This window comes from Rhodoferax sp. P1_F3 (genome assembly GCF_056405715.1).
Window position 1 is genome coordinate 283,662 of sequence record NZ_JBFUBO010000003.1, and the last position, 14,781, is coordinate 298,442.

A 14,781-nucleotide genomic window follows, 5' to 3' on the forward strand; every position below is an offset into this window, starting at 1 on the left:
GAAATAAGGAGCTGCTTGCGCAATGGATACGGGGGCTAGAGGCTTAAAACACCTCAAAGTCTCTCGACAATGGTCGCAATGCCCATGCCGCCGCCCACGCACAGCGTGGCCAGGCCGTAGCGCAATTTACGTCTGTGCAGCTCGTCAATCAGCGTGCCCAGAATCATGGCGCCCGTGGCACCCAGCGGGTGGCCCATGGCGATGGCGCCGCCGTTCACGTTCACCTTGTCGTGTGGCACCTTCATCTCTTTCATGAAGCGCATCACCACGGCGGCAAAGGCCTCGTTCACCTCAAACAGGTCGATGTCGCCCACCGTGAGGCCCGCCTTGGCCAGTGCCTTGCGCGTGGCGGGCATGGGGCCGGTTAGCATGATGGTGGGGTCAGCGCCGCTCAGCGCCGTGGCCACAATGCGGGCGCGCGGCGTCAGGTTGTGCGCCCTGGCGGCGGCCTCGTTGCCCACCAGCACAGCGGCTGCGCCATCCACGATGCCGGACGAATTGCCCGCGTGGTGCACATGGTGGATGCGTTCCACCTGCGGGTAGCGCGTGAGCGCCACGGCATCAAAGCCCATGCCGCCCATGTCGGCAAACGCGGGCTTGAGCCCGGCCAGGCCTTCCAGCGTGGTGCCGGGTTTGATGAACTCGTCGCGCGCCAAGATGGTCTGGCCCAGCGCGTCTTTCACGGGCCGCACTGACTGGTCAAAGTAGCCCGCTGCCTGCGCCTTGGTGGCGCGACGCTGAGACTCCAGCGCGTAGGCGTCCACATCGGCGCGGGTAAAGCCTTCCAGCGTGGCAATCAAATCCGCGCCAATGCCTTGCGGCACAAACAGGGTTTGCGAATTGGTCTCCGGGTCCATGGCCCAGGCGCCGCCGTCGGAGCCAATCGGCACGCGGCTCATGCTCTCCACACCACCGGCCACCACCAGGTCTTCCCAACCCGAACGCACTTTTTGCGCGGCCATGTTGACGGCCTCCAGGCCCGATGCGCAAAAGCGGTTGATCTGCACGCCTGAGGCCTGGAAGTCCCAGCCCGCCTTGAGCGCGGCCACCTTGGGGATGACCGAGCCCTGGTCGCCCACGGGGGACACCACACCCATCACCACGTCGTCCACGCGCGCGGTGTCGAACTTGTGGCGCTGTTGCAGATCGGTGAGCAGACCGGCCAAGAGGGTGACGGGTTTGACCTCATGCAGGCTGCCGTCTTTCTTGCCCTTGCCGCGCGGGGTGCGGATGGCGTCAAACACAAATGCTTCGCTCATGGGGTGTCTCCTCGGGTAGTTTGCGCAGGGCGGGGCCTGCCTTTATCGGCTGGAATGCAGTATATTCTTTTTACCAAGCAAATGATTTGTAAAAATAATGTCATACGATCCGAGGAAACGCCATGATTGAACGCACCCTGTTTTCCCCCGACCATGAGTCCTTCCGCGACAGCTTTCGCCGCTTCATGGAGAAAGAGATTGCACCCTTTCACGCCGAATGGGAAGAGCAGGGCTATGTCGCGCGTGAGGTGTGGAACAAGGCCGGCCAAAACGGCTTTCTCTGCATGACCATGCCCGAGGAATATGGCGGCTCCGAGGCGGACAAGCTGTACTCGGTGATCCAGATGGAGGAGCTGGCGCGCGGCGGCTTCACGGGCATTGGCTTCAGCTTGCACAGTGAGATCGTGGCGCCCTACATCCTGCACTACGGCACGCCCGAGCAGAAAGCCAAGTACCTTCCCAAGCTGGCCAGTGGCGAGATGGTGGGTGCCATTGCCATGAGTGAACCTGCTGCAGGCTCGGACCTGCAGGGCATCAAAGCAACCGCCCTCCAGCAGGCCGATGGCAGCTACCTGCTCAACGGCAGCAAGACTTTCATCACCAACGGCTGGCATGCGGACCTGGTCGTGGTGGTGGCCAAGACCAACCCGGCCGCGGGCGGCAAGGGCACCAGCCTGCTGCTGGTGGAACGCGGCATGCCGGGCTTCAGCGTGGGCAAGCGCTTGAAGAAACTGGGCCTGAAGGCGCAGGACACGTCAGAGCTGTTTTTTGACAACGTGCGCGTGCCAGCCGACAACCTGCTGGGTGGCAAGGCGTATGAAAACAAAGGCTTCATCTGCCTCATGGAGCAGTTGCCCTGGGAGCGGCTGCAGATTTCCATCACTGCGGTGGCCGCCGCGCAAGCCGCGATTGACTGGACCGTGGACTATGTGAAAGAGCGCAAAGTGTTTGGTCAACCGGTCGCCAGCTTCCAGAACACCCGATTCACCCTCGCCGAACTGCAGACCCAGGTGCAGGTGGCGCGTGTGTTTGTCGATAAATGCTGCGAACTCGTGAACGTAGACAAGCTGGACACTGCCACGGCCAGCATGGCCAAGTACTGGACCACCGACTTGCAGTGCAAGGTGATGGACGAGTGCGTACAGCTGTTTGGCGGCTACGGCTACATGTGGGAATACCCGATCACCCGCGCCTATGCCGATGCGCGCGTGCAGCGCATTTACGGTGGTACCAACGAGATCATGAAAGAGGTGATCACGCGGTCCATGGGGCTGGGGATGAAGTAGCCGGCCAGCGCGCTGTCTGTTTCATGCCGAAAATTGGGCCCACGTCCCCCAAGCGCTGCACAACTTGCTAATATGGTTGCAACACTCGGGGGGAAGGCCAATGACTTACGTACGGCAGCCTAGCAAATCCTTGACACCACCGTCCCAGTCGCGCCCGCCGCGGTTGACGGTTTTCCAGCGAGAGCTGCAGCGCCATATGAAGTGCAGCGCCCAGCAAGCCGCCTGGATGGACGCGCTGGCCAGCCTGAGCAGTCCGTCCAAACTCGACCACTGAACTTCGGTGGGCCGTGAAGGTTTTGACGTCGGAGGTACCCCTATGGACAAGCGCTCTGCCGGATTTTCCAGGTTGTTGTCGCAGTGCCTGCTGCTGTTCTTTTTGGCGTTGGGGGCGGTAGCAGCCCATGCCGAGGGGCTGAGCCCCAAGGATGAGAAGCAAGTCCTGAGTGTGGTGCGCAGCCAGCTCGATGCCTTTGCACAGGACGATGCGGACAAGGCCTTCTCCTACGCGGCCCCCAATATCCGCAACCTGATGGGCACTGCAGCACGTTTCATGGCCATGGTGCGCAACCAGTACGAGGTGGTGTACCGACCCGCGTCCACCGTCTTTCTCAAGCCGGTGGGTGATGCGAGCGAGGCCGTGCTCAAGGTGCAGCTGACCGAGGAGGACGGTACCCCTTGGATCGCGATTTATACGCTGCAAAAGCAGAAGAACAAATCCTGGCGCATCACTGGTTGCGCCGTGAACCCGGCTACTGGCACCATGGTTTAGCGGCGTATCAGAATGCTCAGTTAGAGCGCACCATGAAGCGCCACATGGCGTGCCATGCTGCTGGTACTTCTGCCTCGGCATACGCTGCACAATCGACGAAGCCCTGCGCTTGGTACACCTTGTGGGCAGATTGCATGAACGGACCTGAATCGAGCAAGACATGCTGATAGCCAAACTGTTTTGCATCGTCCAGCACGCGCAGCAAAATCGTCTCTCCCAATTGCTTGCCGCGGTGTTCCGGGCGCACGTAGATGCGTTTGACTTCTGCCACACCATCTCGCACACGCCGAATTCCCCCCATGCCCGCAATCACGCCATCGATTTCCAGTAAATAAAAGGCGCCTTGGGGGGGCGGGGCCCCACAGACCTTGTCGATCACACTCGCCACGTACTGCGGGACCGTCATGCCCAGCATTTCTTCTGCGGGGGTGCCGGTGATTTTTTCGACTTCAGCCAGCACCCACGTCATATATTCCACATTCAATTGAAGAAGCGCTGCGCGGTGGGTGTCCGGGTTTGCGAGGATGAAGCGTAGTGAGGGCATAGATAGAGAGTACCAAAGCCAAAGGACTGTCACGGTAGACTGGCTTGAGCCATTTAAACGGAGTCTCCCCATGCATGTGCTTTACCGCAGTTTTTTCTGCCTGCTGCTCGGCGTCATCACCAGTCTTGCCGTAGCGCAGACGACTACGCCAACGCTGCGCCTGCGCGGCGTGGTGCTGCAGGCCACTGCCACCACGCTCACGCTCAAGGAGCGGGGCGGTGAAGTCGTCGAACTGGCGCTTCCCAAAGAGCTGGCCGTGTCCGAGGTGTACCCCATCGCCTTGACGGACATCCAGCCAGGCAGCTTCATTGGCACCGCGGCCGTGCCTCAGGCCGATGGCACGCAGCGCGCGATTGCGGTCACCGTGTTCCCCGAGTCGGCCCGTGGCGCGGGCGAGGGCCATCGCCCCTTTGATCTGCAACCGCAAAGCACCATGACCAATGCCACGGTGGACCAGGTGGTGGCCGGGGCCTCTGGCCGCACGCTGCAGGTGAAATACAAGGACGGTGAGAAGACCATCGTAGTGTCGCCCGAGGCGCCCATCGTCACTTTTCGCCCCGGCGACCGCAGCCTGCTGGTGCCCGGTGCCAGTGTGTCGCTGTCGGCCCAGGCGGTGGACGGTGTGCCCACTGTGCTGCGCATCAGCGCAGGGCGCAATGGCTTTCAGCTGCCGTACTGATACGGACATTCCACGTCAGGCGGGGTCGGGATCGGTCTTGCGCAGCAGGTAGGTGTCCATGATCCAGCCGTGCGCGGCGCGTGCAGTCTGGCGTTGATCGAGAATTTTTTGACCGACATCGACCAGCGGACCGCTGATGCACATTTGGTTCGGCATGCCGAGGTAGGCACCCCACCAGATGTAGACGCCCTCTGCGGGCAACTGTTGGAATGCACACTGGCCGTCCAGCATCACCGCCACGGTGCTGGCGTCTGCAGGCCAGCCATGGTCGCGCAGGCGGCGTCCCGTGGTGATGGTCACCGGCGCATTGATCTCGTTCAGCGCAATGGCGTGGGCCGCGGTGAGGGCTTGCAAGGCCGTGATGCCCGGCACCACCGACACCCGCAGTGGCAGTTGCAGCGCCAAGCGCTGGGCAATGCGCAGCGTGCTGTCGTACAGGGACGGATCGCCCCACACCAGCAAGGCCAAGCGCCCGCCCTGGGGTAAATGGGCCTGAATGTGCGTTTGCCACACCTCTGCAATGGCGTCGTGCCAGCGGATCACCCCGCCCTGGTAGTCCGGGTCGGCGCTGTCGCGCACCGGCATGTCAAAGCCCAACACGCGTGTGGTCGGGTTGGTGATCAGCTGCGCGCACAGGCTGCGGCGCAAATCGGCCAGGTCGGCCTTGTCCGCGCCCTTGTGGGGCAGCAGGACCAGGTCTGCCGCATTGAGCGCAGCCACGCCCTGGCGGGTGATGTGGTCCGGGTTGCCGGTGCCCATGCCCACCAGGCTGAGTTCGATCATGGTGTGCCGCCCGCGGGGAAACGGGGCTGCGTACCCACCGGGCGGTAGCGCCGGTCATAGTCGCCGGCATACAGGCGGCTGGTGGCAAAGTCCTGCGCGCCCAAGGTGTGGCCCACCAAGATGATCGCTGTGCGTTCCATTCCGTTGCCCACCGCAGCCTCCACGGTGGCCAGGGTGGCGCGCACTACGCGCTCGTCGGGCCAGCTGGCACGCCAGACGACGGCCACCGGGCAGTCGGCGCCGTAATGCGGGGTCAGTTCTTGCACCACGCGCGCCAGGACGTGGATGGACAGGTGGATGGCCAACACCGCGCCGGTCTGGGCAAAGTTGTGCAGGGATTCGCTATCTGGCATGGCCGAGGCCCGCCCGGATGTGCGTGTCAGCACCACTGACTGGCTCAACCCTGGCAGCGTCAGCTCAGCTTCCAGCGTGGCCGCGGCAGCCGCAAACGAGGGAACGCCGGGTGTGACCGTATAGGGAATGCCCTCTTCGCGCAGGCAGCGCAGCTGCTCGCCCATGGCGGACCAGACCGACAGATCGCCCGAATGCAGGCGCGCCACGTTCTGTCCCGCCGCATGCGCAGCGCGGATCTCGTCGATGATCTGATCCAGCGACAGTGGCGCCGTGTTGACGATGCGGGCACCGGCCGGGCAATGCGCCAGAACACCCTCAGGCACCAGAGAGCCTGCGTACAAGCACACGGGGCTGGCGGCGATCAGGTCACGGCCGCGCAGGGTCAACAAGTCGGGGGCGCCGGGGCCGGCGCCAATAAAGTGAACAGTCATGGGGAAGTATTTTCAGGGAGGACACACGCAATCGCGGCAGTGGCCAGGCGATCCGGGGACACACAGCGCGGCCCCCGCAGTTGTGCACCAGGGCCCGCGGCCGCCAGTGCAGAAGATTCGGCCAGACTATGCTGTCCATAACGTGCAGGCACATGGGCGCTGGGGTGGGCCGGCTGCGCGTGCAATACCTCTGCCGGAATGGTCAGCACCGGCAGACCCCAGTCGGCGGCAAAACGCACAAACGTCGGTGAGGCCGCCTTGTCCCAGGCCGTGGCTAGCGCGGTCAGGGTGATAGGCGCATCGGATTGCGCCAGGGCAAGCTCCAAAGCACGCTTCAAGGATTCAGTCGTCGCTGCAGCACGAAACCCGAATCCAGCCACGCTCATGTCCGGCCCTTCACAGCCGGATACTCCACTGCACTACGGGGCGGCTGGGCTGCCAGCTGCGCATGCGCCCCAACGGTGCTGCATGTGCTAGCTCGACGCGCAGCAGTTCACCTCCATGCAGCGCATGCAGTTGTAGCAGTGCTGACTCGGTTTCTAGCGTGACTGCATTAACCACCAGGCGGCAGCCTTCGGGAATGACCGCACACAGTGCTTCAAACAGCACCAGGTCAAACCCACCGCCCACAAACACCGCGTCAGGTCTGGGCAAGTCCTGCAACGCCTGCAAGGCAGCCTCGTGCACCACCGATAGTGCCGTGGTCATGCCAAAGCGCTGCGCGTTGGCCTGGATATTGGCCACCCGTTCGCCATGCTGTTCCACGGCGCTGGCTGTGCCGCCAGCCAGGCACCATTCCACGGCAATGGATCCTGAGCCTGCGCCAAGGTCCCACAGGTGTTCACCCTGGCGTGGCGCCAGCGCGGCCAGCGTGATGGCCCGCACGGGTGATTTGGTGATCTGACCATCGTGGGCAAAGTCTGCGTCGGGCTGCCCGGGCGTGCGCGCCATGCCGATCAGGCCAGCCACTTCTACGGCGATGGCCACCGGTGCCACGACGTCTGCGAAGTCGCAAGACCGTGCCCTAGCCTCACGCACGCGTTCACGCGGGCCGCCCAAGGCTTCCAGCACCCAGACGCGGGAATCGCCCGCGCCCAGTTCCGTCAGCCACTGCGCATAGCCCGCAACCGCGGTGCCATCGCGCAGCAGGCAGACCAGCCGTTGACCCGTATGCAGAGCCTGCCGGGTGGCGGCAAAAGGCGTGGCATGCAGACCAAAGCAATGGGTGGTTTCCAATGCCCAGCCCAAGCGGGTGGCAGCCCAGGCAAAGGTGCTGGGTGCGGGAAATGCCTGCCATTCACTGGCGCCCAGGTGCTTGGCCAGACTAGCGCCCGCACCAAACCAGAACGGGTCGCCCGAGGCCAGCACCACAGTGAGCTGGCCGCGCAGCGCCAGCACGGGCGTGATGTCAAACGGCACGGGCCAGGCAATGCCGCGTTCCCCCGCCTGTGCCAAGGCCAGGTGCCGGGGGCCACCGACCACATGCTGCGCGTTCGCCAGGGCCGAGCGGCTACCATCCGACAGACCATGCAGCCCATCCTCCCCCATGCCAATGATTGAAAGCCAGGGTTCAGCCATACCGCGTGTTCTCGTGTTGGGGGGCACCACCGAAGCCAGCCGTCTGGCCCAGGCTTTGGCCGATGCACAGGTGGATGCCATTTTTTCGTACGCAGGCCGCACCGAATCGCCACTGCCGCAGCCGCTGCCCGTGCGGGTTGGGGGCTTTGGCGGGGTGGACGGTTTGTGTGCCTGGTTGCAGGAGCAGCGCATCAGCCATGTGGTGGACGCCACGCATCCCTTCGCAGCCCAGATGAGCCGCAACGCGGTGGCAGCCTGTGCGGCTACCGGCACTCCGCTGCTGGCGCTGGAGCGCTCCGCTTGGCAAGCGCGGGCGGGTGACCATTGGCAGCAGGTGCCCGATATGGAGTCCGCAGTGGGTGCATTGCCTGATACAGCAGCCCGTGTATTCTTGGCCATTGGTCGCCAGCACGTGGCGCCGTTTCTGGTTCAGCCGCAGCACTGGTTTTTGCTGCGCCTGGTGGATGCCTCGCTGGAGCTGCCGCCCGAGCGCGGACACATCGTGCTGGCGCGTGGCCCGTTTACCGAAGCTGCCGACACCGCCTTGCTGCAGCAGCACCGCATCACACATGTGGTGGCAAAAAATTCGGGGGGCAGCGGTGCCGAGGCCAAGCTCCGCGCGGCCCGCGCCTTGGGTTTGCCCGTCATCCTGATTAACCGCCCCGCAGCCCCTCCGCGCCCCACGGTGGCGCGCGTCGACGAGGTACTGCAGTGGATTGCGGGCCCTCATGGCAGCACCGGCGTGGTCGCTGAGCGCGGCGTATAAACAAAGCGACCAACCTGCCGGGTCGCGCTATTGCCCACGATCACAACGGTGCGCATGTCCGCCATGTCGGCACGGGCCTGCGCCAGGGTGACGGTGGCAATTCGCTCTTCGGGCGTGCTCACCGCGCGGGCAAAGGTAATGAGCCGATCCGGGCCGCACATCTCCAGCAACACGGCGAGGATGCGCGCGAACGTATCCGGGCGGCTGGCGGAGCGCGGGTTGTAAAACGCCATGGCAAAGTCGGCTCCGGCTGCAGCGCGCACCCGCGCTTCGACCAGGCTGGCGGGCTTCAGGTTGTCGCTGAGGTTGATGGCGCAAAAGTCGTGGCCCAGCGGCGCACCGGCCTTGGCCGCGGCGGCCAGCATGGCGGTAATGCCGGGCAGCACGCGGATGTCCAGCGTCTGCCAGTGCGCTTGGCCTTCGAGCGCCTCAAACACTGCCGCAGCCATGGCAAACACACCGGGGTCGCCCGACGACACCACCACCACCCTGCGCCCCGCAGCGGCCATCTGCAAGGCGGCCCGGGCCCGGTCCATCTCCACCCGGTTGTCCGAGGCATGCAGGGTGAGCCCAGGCCGCGGCGCTATGCGCGCCACATAGGGGATGTAACCCACGATGTCGGTCGCCTCAGCCAGCGCAGTGCTGACCTCGGGCGTCACCAGACGCTCATCGCTCGGCCCCAGGCCGGCAATACACAGCCAGCCACTCATTCCTGCACCTCCGGCCGCCGGCCCTGGCCGTGCACCAGCACAATGGCGAAGTAGGGACAGTCGTTGCCATCTACCTCGGCCAGTGGCAGCACACGCTGGCCCGGCATGGTGCCGCGCTCCACCAGCCAGGCCTGCTCCAGTCGGCCGGTGGCTTGCAGCGCCCGACGCACGCGGGGCAGGTTGCGCCCGGTCTTCATGATGACCAGCGCGTCTGCGGACCGCATGTGCCGCTCGAGCTCGGCGTCGGGCAAGGTGCCCATCAGCACAGCCATGACGTCGTCGCCCCAGGTGATCGGTGTTTGCGTGGCCGACCAGCAGCCCACCATGCCGGGAATGCCCGGGATGACCTCCACCTGGGCACGGCCCTGCAGGCGGGTGTACAGGTGCATGAAAGAGCCGTAGAAAAACGGGTCGCCCTCGCACAGCACCAGCACGTCCTGGGTCTGTGCCAACTCGGCCAGGCGCTTGGCCCAGTCGTCGTAAAAGGTGGCCAGGCAGTGGATGTATTGCGGGCTGTCAAAAGGCAGCTCGGTGGTGACCGGGTACTCCATCGGGTATTCCATGGCGTGCGGTGCCAGCATGCCTTCCACAATGCGCCGGGCTTGACCCGGGCGGCCTTTTTTGCGGAAGTAGGCCACGTGGCTGGCACTGCGGATGGCGCGGTCCGAGCGCACGCTCATGAGATCGGGGTCGCCAGGTCCCAGGCCGGCACACACAATGCGGCCCATCAAATCTCCCTCCGGCTGGCCAGCGCATTGATCGCCGCCACCGTGATGGCCGAGCCACCCAGCCGACCGCTCACCGCCATGGAGGGCACCGGTGGTGCAGCCATCAGCGCGGCTTTGGATTCTGCAGCGCCCACAAAACCCACCGGGCAGGCAATGATGGCGGCAGGCCTTGGAGTGTCGGGGTCTTGCAGCAGGTTCAGCAGGTGAAACAGCGCGGTGGGTGCATTGCCAATGGCCACCACGGCCCCGGCCAGGTGCGGGCGCCATAGCTCCACCGCGGCGGCGCTGCGGGTGGTGCCCAGCGTCTGCGCCAATGCGCGTACCTCGGGCTCCTGTAAGGTGCAGATCACGGTGTTGTTGGCAGGCAGGCGGCTGCGCGTTATGCCTTCGCTCACCATGCGCACGTCACACAGAATGGGCGCGCCGGCCTCCAGCGCAGCCCGGGTGGCCTGGGCCATGCCGGGCGTGAAGTGGACGTGCGACTCCAGGCCCACCATGCCGGCGGCGTGCACCATGCGCACCGCGGCCATTTCTTCCACGGCGTCAAAGCGGGCCAGGTCGGCCTCGGCGCGGATGATGGCAAAGGACTGCCGGTAGATGGCCTCGCCATCGGTTTCATAAAGGTGTCGCATGGGGTCGTTGTTGTATCTGGGTGGCCAGCTCCGCCGGGGTCAACCCCACCCCATCGGGCGGGGCGGCGGCACTTCCGTGGTGAATCAGGTTGTAGGCGTTGGCAGTGGCCACCACGGTCAGTGCGGCGGCAGGGTGGGCGCAGCCTTTGGTGCAGCCAGAGACATGCAGTGTCTGGCCGACCGGCAGGGCGGCGGCCAGTGCGCGGGCCAGTGGTCGGGTGGCGCCTGCTGCCTGCCCGCACCCGGGGGCGCCGGTGCAGGCGTGGACGCGCAAGCGCGGGTCGTCGGCACGGGTGATGAGGTCTGGCAGGGCGGGGGGGGCCTCCACGCCTTCCAGCAGCACGCTGCGCCAGGGCGTGAGGCGCAGGGGCCCCAATTCTCCCAACGCGGCCAGTGTGGTCGCAGGCAACTGCCCAAACTGCACGGCAGCCAGATAGCCCTGCGGCACGCGGCCCAACGGCGGCTGGTACTGCGCTGCAGCAGGCACCGGTGTGGTGGTGAAACGGTGCAGCAGCGTTTGGCTAGCCACCAGGGACGCCATGCGTTTGCGTGGGGTTGCAAGGCCTCCGGCCTCGACGAACCACTGCGCCAGTGCCATGGCAACGGCCACTACGTCGCCCGCATCCGCCGGTGCGCCAGTCGTGCTTCCGTCGGCATACACCAGAAAACCGGTATCACGACGCTCCACGCGAATGTCCGCCGAGTTGGCGCGCAGGACCGGCGTATCTCCGAAGTCCAGCGCGAAACCAAATTTCGCAGGAAGATCCGGGGCTCGCGCGGCGTTCAGTGCGAGGGCCAAAGCGTTGGCCACCTCGGTCGTGCCGTCACCGGTTTGCCAGAAGGGGGTGAGCAACAGATTGCGGCGCGACTCTGCCCGCACATCGGCGTCTACCAAGCCCAACGCTTGCAGGCCTGACAGTAGCGCCGGGTAATCAACATCCGTGATGCCACGCAGTTGTACGTTGGCGCGACCTGTGATCTCTACGGCGTCTTGTGCATGGCGGCTGGCCAGCGCCGCAAGGCCACGGGCCTGGGCCGGTGTGAGCCGACCTAGCGGCGGACGTATCCGCACAACCCACCCGTCTTGTGCCAACATGGGCCGCAGCGCACCGGGGCACCAACCTTGAATGCGCGCAGAGCTCATGGGGCGTATGTTGGCAGCCCATTGCGGAGGCAGCGGTTGCGGTGCAGTAAGGGTTTCAAAACCGTGTGGGATGGTGGGAGCCGTCAAGTATCTCACTATCAAATTGCCGTACCCGTGGTCATACCGCAGAAATAGGATGTAAAGCTACATTGGTGTATGTAGCCAGACGGAGTTGATGCAAATCGTTCTGGGCAATGCCGCCAAATGGTGTTAGCTTGTGTACCGTCATCCACTGACCATTACCCATGAAATTTTTTAGTAATGAACACTCCTGACTTGCAAAACAAGTTACAGTTTCTGAACAAGATGGGGGGAGCCATGAAAACATGCGGTCACAATTCGAGAGTGTCAATGGTTGAGTGCCTGTTTGAATGTTGATCGTTTCAAGTTTTGTTCAAAATAAAACACCTACGCCAGCATATGAACTCTGGACTTAACTATCTTGAACCGTCGAGCTTCTTTGAGGGTAGTCCGATCGCTACTTTCATTGTCAATATCGATCACGTTGTAACCCACTACAACAAGGCATGTGCTCAACTGCTTGGCGTTCCAGCTTCTGACGTCGTCGGGCGAAAAGGTCTAGGTAAAGTTTTCTACGGTGTTGAGCGCCCCGTAATGGCGGATCTCATTGTGGATGGTGCCATGATTGACATCATTTCCGATCTGTACCAAAACACATATCGCAGCTCGCTCATCATTCCAGACGCCTACGAGGCTGAAGGATTTTTCCCACGATTGGGAACCTCCGGAAGATGGCTTTTTTTCACCGCCGCGCCACTTAGAAATTTGAACGGAGAGATCGTTGGCGCCATAGAAACGCTACAGGACATTACGGAAAGAAAAATTGCCGAGAATGCTCTAATGAAATCGCAGCTTGAGGTCGAAGAGATCGTTGAGCAGCGAACCGCAGAGCTGACCAAGCGAAATTCAGAGCTCAACTTGTTGAATGCCAAGCTGGTCACTGCGCAGGAGCATTTGGTGCAGTCCGAAAAGTTGGCCTCCATCGGACAACTGGCTGCTGGGGTCGCCCATGAGATCAACAATCCTATTGGGTACATTTTTTCCAACTATGGTATGTTGGAAACCTATCTGGGCAGCCTGTTTGAAATGCTGAGTGCGTACGAAGGTGCTGAGAAGAGTTGCGGCGATCCCAATGTGATCAAAGAGCTGCAGGCCAAGCGCTTGGCCTTGGAAGTCGATTTTCTGAAAGAGGACATTCCGGACCTCATGAAAGAGTCCAAGGAAGGCATCGTGCGGGTGCGAAAAATTGTCCAGGATTTGAAGGACTTCTCCCACGTAGATGCCAAGCCGGAATGGAGCTTTACCAACCTGAATCAGGGCATTGACTCCACCTTGAATGTGGTCAATAACGAAGTGAAATACAAGGCGGACATCATCAAAGAGTACGGTGACATACCGCCGGTGCAATGCATTCCGTCCGAGATCAACCAAGTGGTCATGAATCTGGTGGTGAATGCGGCCCATGCGATCGGGACAGACCGTGGGAAGATATGGATTCGCACTGGTGTTGAGAATGAATCCGCATGGATTGAAGTTGCTGACAATGGCAGCGGTATTCCGAAAGAAGTGGTGCCGCGAATTTTCGACCCGTTTTACACCACAAAACCGGTTGGAAAGGGGACGGGATTGGGGTTGTCACTATCGTACGGAATTATTCAAAAACACCGGGGGCAGATTGACGTACAAACGGAGCTTGGAAAAGGAACGACGTTCCGGTTGCTACTTCCACTGACGCAAACAGATAAGGCGGAATAGAAATGAGTTCGCTGCCCGTCGAAGCAAGCCCGAATTTACGCACCGTTTTGTGCGTGGACGATGAGGCGAACATTCTTTCTGCTTTAAGGCGTCTTCTGCGTCCCCATGGATTTCAAGTGATCGTTGCGGAGAGTGGCCAAGCCGGGCTGACGGTGTTGGAGAGTACACCCGTGGATTTGGTGATATCTGACATGCGGATGCCCGAAATGGACGGTTCCAAGTTTTTGGAGCAGGTGCGCCAGCGCTGGCCAGACACGATGCGCCTTTTGCTGACAGGCTATGCGGACGTTTCTTCCATCATTGAGGCGATCAATCGCGGTGAGATTTATCGCTACATCACCAAGCCATGGGACGATCACGATCTAGTTTTGATCGTGCAGCAGGCGCTTGAACGCAAGGTGCTGGAGCGTGAGAAGAAAAAACTGGAAGATCAGGTACTTCTTCAGAACGAAGAGTTAAAAACCCTCAACGCAGGTTTGGAAGCCAAAGTTCAGGCGCGCACCCAGGAACTCCAAGCTGCCAATGGGAAACTCAAAAAGAACTATCTGAACACCATCAAGGTGTTTTCCAACTTGATGGAATTGCGTGGAGGCAACCTCAGCGGGCACTCGCGCTTGGTGGCAGACCTAGCGCGTCGCACGGCGTCGAGCATGGGACTACCTGACGCCGCTCAGCAGGAACTTTTTGTTGCCGGGTTGTTGCACGACATTGGACAGATTGGACTATCTGATGAGGTGCTGTCAAAGCCAGTCGGGCGGCTGTCGGAAAGTGAATTGACCCTCTATCGGCGACATCCGGTGTGGGGTGAGCAGGCGTTGATGTCGCAGGACGATATGTACGGAGTCGCTGCTTTGATCCGATCGCATCATGAGCGGTACGATGGACTCGGGTTTCCAGACGGCCTTGCCGGGGACGCTATATCCGTAGCGGCAAGTATTCTGATGGTGGTCGAAGCGTTTTTGGATCTTCAAGCAGGGAACCTGAGTCAGGCTAAGCTGTCTACCAGTGAAGCCCGTTCCATGATTGCACGGGGACGGGGCACTCAATTTAACCCTGAGGTGGTTGACGTATTTTTGCAGGTAACCCTGAATGCTGCTCCGGTAGCGGAGGCGCCGGCGATCATGCTGAAAACCAGCGAACTGGTGCCAGGCATGGTGATGGCAAGGGATCTCAAGACCCACGACGGTATCGTTTTGCTGAGCGCAGAACATGTGCTGACGGAGAAGTTGATCAGATTGCTGCAGCAGCGAGAATCTAGAGACGACATTGAAATGGTGTTGCCCATTAAGCCGCCACAAAAAATATAAACGGCAGCCGGTTGATAAATCCCTAGGGAGGATTG

Annotated in this window: 17 protein-coding genes; 7 read left to right on the forward strand and 10 right to left on the reverse strand. The window is 62.0% G+C overall.

Annotated features, from left to right (window positions below):
• Positions 1 to 53: 53 nt before the first annotated feature.
• On the reverse strand, positions 54 to 1,259 hold the full coding sequence (locus tag AC1DZ5_RS07290; RefSeq protein ID WP_477887543.1) for an acetyl-CoA C-acetyltransferase: 1,206 nt from the start codon (positions 1,257 to 1,259) through the stop codon (positions 54 to 56).
• 122 nt (positions 1,260 to 1,381) lie between these two features.
• Between AC1DZ5_RS07290 and AC1DZ5_RS07295 the strand changes: the two genes are divergently transcribed.
• The 3 genes from AC1DZ5_RS07295 to AC1DZ5_RS07305 all read left to right on the forward strand — a co-directional run bounded on the left by AC1DZ5_RS07295 (position 1,382) and on the right by AC1DZ5_RS07305 (position 3,314).
• Entirely contained in the window at positions 1,382 to 2,545 is a 1,164-nt protein-coding gene (locus AC1DZ5_RS07295; protein WP_477887545.1) for an acyl-CoA dehydrogenase family protein, read from the forward strand.
• 130 nt (positions 2,546 to 2,675) lie between these two features.
• Positions 2,676 to 2,819 carry a hypothetical protein gene (locus tag AC1DZ5_RS07300; protein WP_477887547.1) on the forward strand — a complete coding sequence of 48 codons (144 nt, stop codon included), beginning with the start codon at positions 2,676 to 2,678 and terminating at the stop codon, positions 2,817 to 2,819.
• A gap of 42 nt (positions 2,820 to 2,861) precedes the next feature.
• Positions 2,862 to 3,314 (forward strand): DUF4864 domain-containing protein, encoded by a 453-nt coding sequence (locus AC1DZ5_RS07305; protein WP_477887549.1) that lies wholly within the window; start codon positions 2,862 to 2,864, stop codon positions 3,312 to 3,314.
• Positions 3,315 to 3,330: 16 nt separating this feature from the next.
• Here AC1DZ5_RS07305 and AC1DZ5_RS07310 read toward each other — a convergent pair whose 3' ends face one another.
• Complete coding sequence (locus AC1DZ5_RS07310; protein ID WP_477887551.1) at positions 3,331 to 3,858, reverse strand: GNAT family N-acetyltransferase; 528 nt, start codon at positions 3,856 to 3,858, stop codon at positions 3,331 to 3,333.
• A 70-nt stretch (positions 3,859 to 3,928) separates the two neighbouring features.
• Between AC1DZ5_RS07310 and AC1DZ5_RS07315 the strand changes: the two genes are divergently transcribed.
• Positions 3,929 to 4,537, forward strand: a complete 609-nt coding sequence (locus AC1DZ5_RS07315) for a hypothetical protein (RefSeq protein WP_477887553.1) — start codon at positions 3,929 to 3,931, stop codon at positions 4,535 to 4,537.
• 15 nt (positions 4,538 to 4,552) lie between these two features.
• On the opposite strand, the gene cobF is transcribed toward AC1DZ5_RS07315, so the two are convergent.
• Genes cobF through cbiE form a run of 4 tightly spaced genes read right to left on the reverse strand, consistent with a single transcriptional unit; the run spans position 4,553 to position 7,683 of the window.
• A complete protein-coding gene (gene cobF / locus AC1DZ5_RS07320) occupies positions 4,553 to 5,320 on the reverse strand; it encodes a precorrin-6A synthase (deacetylating) (RefSeq protein ID WP_477887555.1) in 768 nt (255 codons plus the stop codon).
• On the reverse strand, positions 5,317 to 6,105 hold the full coding sequence (gene cobM / locus AC1DZ5_RS07325) for a precorrin-4 C(11)-methyltransferase (RefSeq protein ID WP_477887557.1): 789 nt from the start codon (positions 6,103 to 6,105) through the stop codon (positions 5,317 to 5,319). The genes cobF and cobM overlap by 4 nt, the downstream gene beginning before the upstream one ends.
• Positions 6,102 to 6,491 carry a cobalamin biosynthesis protein gene (locus AC1DZ5_RS07330; protein ID WP_477887559.1) on the reverse strand — a complete coding sequence of 130 codons (390 nt, stop codon included), beginning with the start codon at positions 6,489 to 6,491 and terminating at the stop codon, positions 6,102 to 6,104. Before AC1DZ5_RS07330 ends, cobM begins: the two co-directional genes overlap by 4 nt.
• Before the next feature lie 10 nt (positions 6,492 to 6,501).
• Complete coding sequence (gene cbiE / locus AC1DZ5_RS07335) at positions 6,502 to 7,683, reverse strand: precorrin-6y C5,15-methyltransferase (decarboxylating) subunit CbiE (RefSeq protein WP_477887561.1); 1,182 nt, start codon at positions 7,681 to 7,683, stop codon at positions 6,502 to 6,504.
• Here cbiE and AC1DZ5_RS07340 point away from each other — a divergent pair.
• Positions 7,682 to 8,449 carry a cobalt-precorrin-6A reductase gene (locus AC1DZ5_RS07340; protein WP_477887739.1) on the forward strand — a complete coding sequence of 256 codons (768 nt, stop codon included), beginning with the start codon at positions 7,682 to 7,684 and terminating at the stop codon, positions 8,447 to 8,449. The genes cbiE and AC1DZ5_RS07340 overlap by 2 nt on opposite strands.
• On the opposite strand, the gene cobJ is transcribed toward AC1DZ5_RS07340, so the two are convergent.
• The 4 genes from cobJ to cobG are packed head-to-tail and all read right to left on the reverse strand — an operon-like array spanning position 8,410 to position 11,663.
• On the reverse strand, positions 8,410 to 9,159 hold the full coding sequence (gene cobJ / locus AC1DZ5_RS07345; protein WP_477887563.1) for a precorrin-3B C(17)-methyltransferase: 750 nt from the start codon (positions 9,157 to 9,159) through the stop codon (positions 8,410 to 8,412). The two genes, AC1DZ5_RS07340 and cobJ, sit on opposite strands and share 40 nt — an antisense overlap.
• Positions 9,156 to 9,887 (reverse strand): precorrin-2 C(20)-methyltransferase, encoded by a 732-nt coding sequence (locus AC1DZ5_RS07350; protein ID WP_477887565.1) that lies wholly within the window; start codon positions 9,885 to 9,887, stop codon positions 9,156 to 9,158. The genes cobJ and AC1DZ5_RS07350 overlap by 4 nt, the downstream gene beginning before the upstream one ends.
• A complete protein-coding gene (locus AC1DZ5_RS07355; RefSeq protein ID WP_477887567.1) occupies positions 9,887 to 10,519 on the reverse strand; it encodes a precorrin-8X methylmutase in 633 nt (210 codons plus the stop codon). Before AC1DZ5_RS07355 ends, AC1DZ5_RS07350 begins: the two co-directional genes overlap by 1 nt.
• The gene (cobG, locus tag AC1DZ5_RS07360; RefSeq protein ID WP_477887569.1) at positions 10,503 to 11,663 is read right to left on the reverse strand and encodes a precorrin-3B synthase; all 1,161 of its coding nucleotides are present in this window, start codon (positions 11,661 to 11,663) and stop codon (positions 10,503 to 10,505) included. The genes AC1DZ5_RS07355 and cobG overlap by 17 nt, the downstream gene beginning before the upstream one ends.
• 420 nt (positions 11,664 to 12,083) lie before the next feature.
• Between cobG and AC1DZ5_RS07365 the strand changes: the two genes are divergently transcribed.
• Positions 12,084 to 13,439 carry an ATP-binding protein gene (locus AC1DZ5_RS07365; RefSeq protein WP_477887571.1) on the forward strand — a complete coding sequence of 452 codons (1,356 nt, stop codon included), beginning with the start codon at positions 12,084 to 12,086 and terminating at the stop codon, positions 13,437 to 13,439.
• Between the two features lie 2 nt (positions 13,440 to 13,441).
• Complete coding sequence (nosR, locus tag AC1DZ5_RS07370) at positions 13,442 to 14,746, forward strand: response regulator c-di-GMP phosphodiesterase, NosR family (protein ID WP_477887573.1); 1,305 nt, start codon at positions 13,442 to 13,444, stop codon at positions 14,744 to 14,746.
• Positions 14,747 to 14,781 lie beyond the last annotated feature (35 nt).

Excerpts from the sequence above, each read along its gene's own strand:
- AC1DZ5_RS07330 (WP_477887559.1), bottom strand. The coding sequence starts at position 6,491 with ATGAGCGTGGCTGGATTCGGGTTTCGTGCTGCAGCGACGACTGAATCC.
- cobG (WP_477887569.1), bottom strand. The coding sequence starts at position 11,663 with ATGAGCTCTGCGCGCATTCAAGGTTGGTGCCCCGGTGCGCTGCGGCCC.
- AC1DZ5_RS07350 (WP_477887565.1), bottom strand. The coding sequence starts at position 9,887 with ATGGGCCGCATTGTGTGTGCCGGCCTGGGACCTGGCGACCCCGATCTC.
- cbiE (WP_477887561.1), bottom strand. The coding sequence starts at position 7,683 with ATGGCTGAACCCTGGCTTTCAATCATTGGCATGGGGGAGGATGGGCTG.
- cobM (WP_477887557.1), bottom strand. The coding sequence starts at position 6,105 with ATGACTGTTCACTTTATTGGCGCCGGCCCCGGCGCCCCCGACTTGTTG.
- cobF (WP_477887555.1), bottom strand. The coding sequence starts at position 5,320 with ATGATCGAACTCAGCCTGGTGGGCATGGGCACCGGCAACCCGGACCAC.
- AC1DZ5_RS07290 (WP_477887543.1), bottom strand. The coding sequence starts at position 1,259 with ATGAGCGAAGCATTTGTGTTTGACGCCATCCGCACCCCGCGCGGCAAG.
- nosR (WP_477887573.1), top strand. The coding sequence starts at position 13,442 with ATGAGTTCGCTGCCCGTCGAAGCAAGCCCGAATTTACGCACCGTTTTG.
- AC1DZ5_RS07315 (WP_477887553.1), top strand. The coding sequence starts at position 3,929 with ATGCATGTGCTTTACCGCAGTTTTTTCTGCCTGCTGCTCGGCGTCATC.
- cobJ (WP_477887563.1), bottom strand. The coding sequence starts at position 9,159 with ATGAGTGGCTGGCTGTGTATTGCCGGCCTGGGGCCGAGCGATGAGCGT.
- AC1DZ5_RS07305 (WP_477887549.1), top strand. The coding sequence starts at position 2,862 with ATGGACAAGCGCTCTGCCGGATTTTCCAGGTTGTTGTCGCAGTGCCTG.
- AC1DZ5_RS07365 (WP_477887571.1), top strand. The coding sequence starts at position 12,084 with ATGAACTCTGGACTTAACTATCTTGAACCGTCGAGCTTCTTTGAGGGT.
- AC1DZ5_RS07295 (WP_477887545.1), top strand. The coding sequence starts at position 1,382 with ATGATTGAACGCACCCTGTTTTCCCCCGACCATGAGTCCTTCCGCGAC.
- AC1DZ5_RS07355 (WP_477887567.1), bottom strand. The coding sequence starts at position 10,519 with ATGCGACACCTTTATGAAACCGATGGCGAGGCCATCTACCGGCAGTCC.
- AC1DZ5_RS07310 (WP_477887551.1), bottom strand. The coding sequence starts at position 3,858 with ATGCCCTCACTACGCTTCATCCTCGCAAACCCGGACACCCACCGCGCA.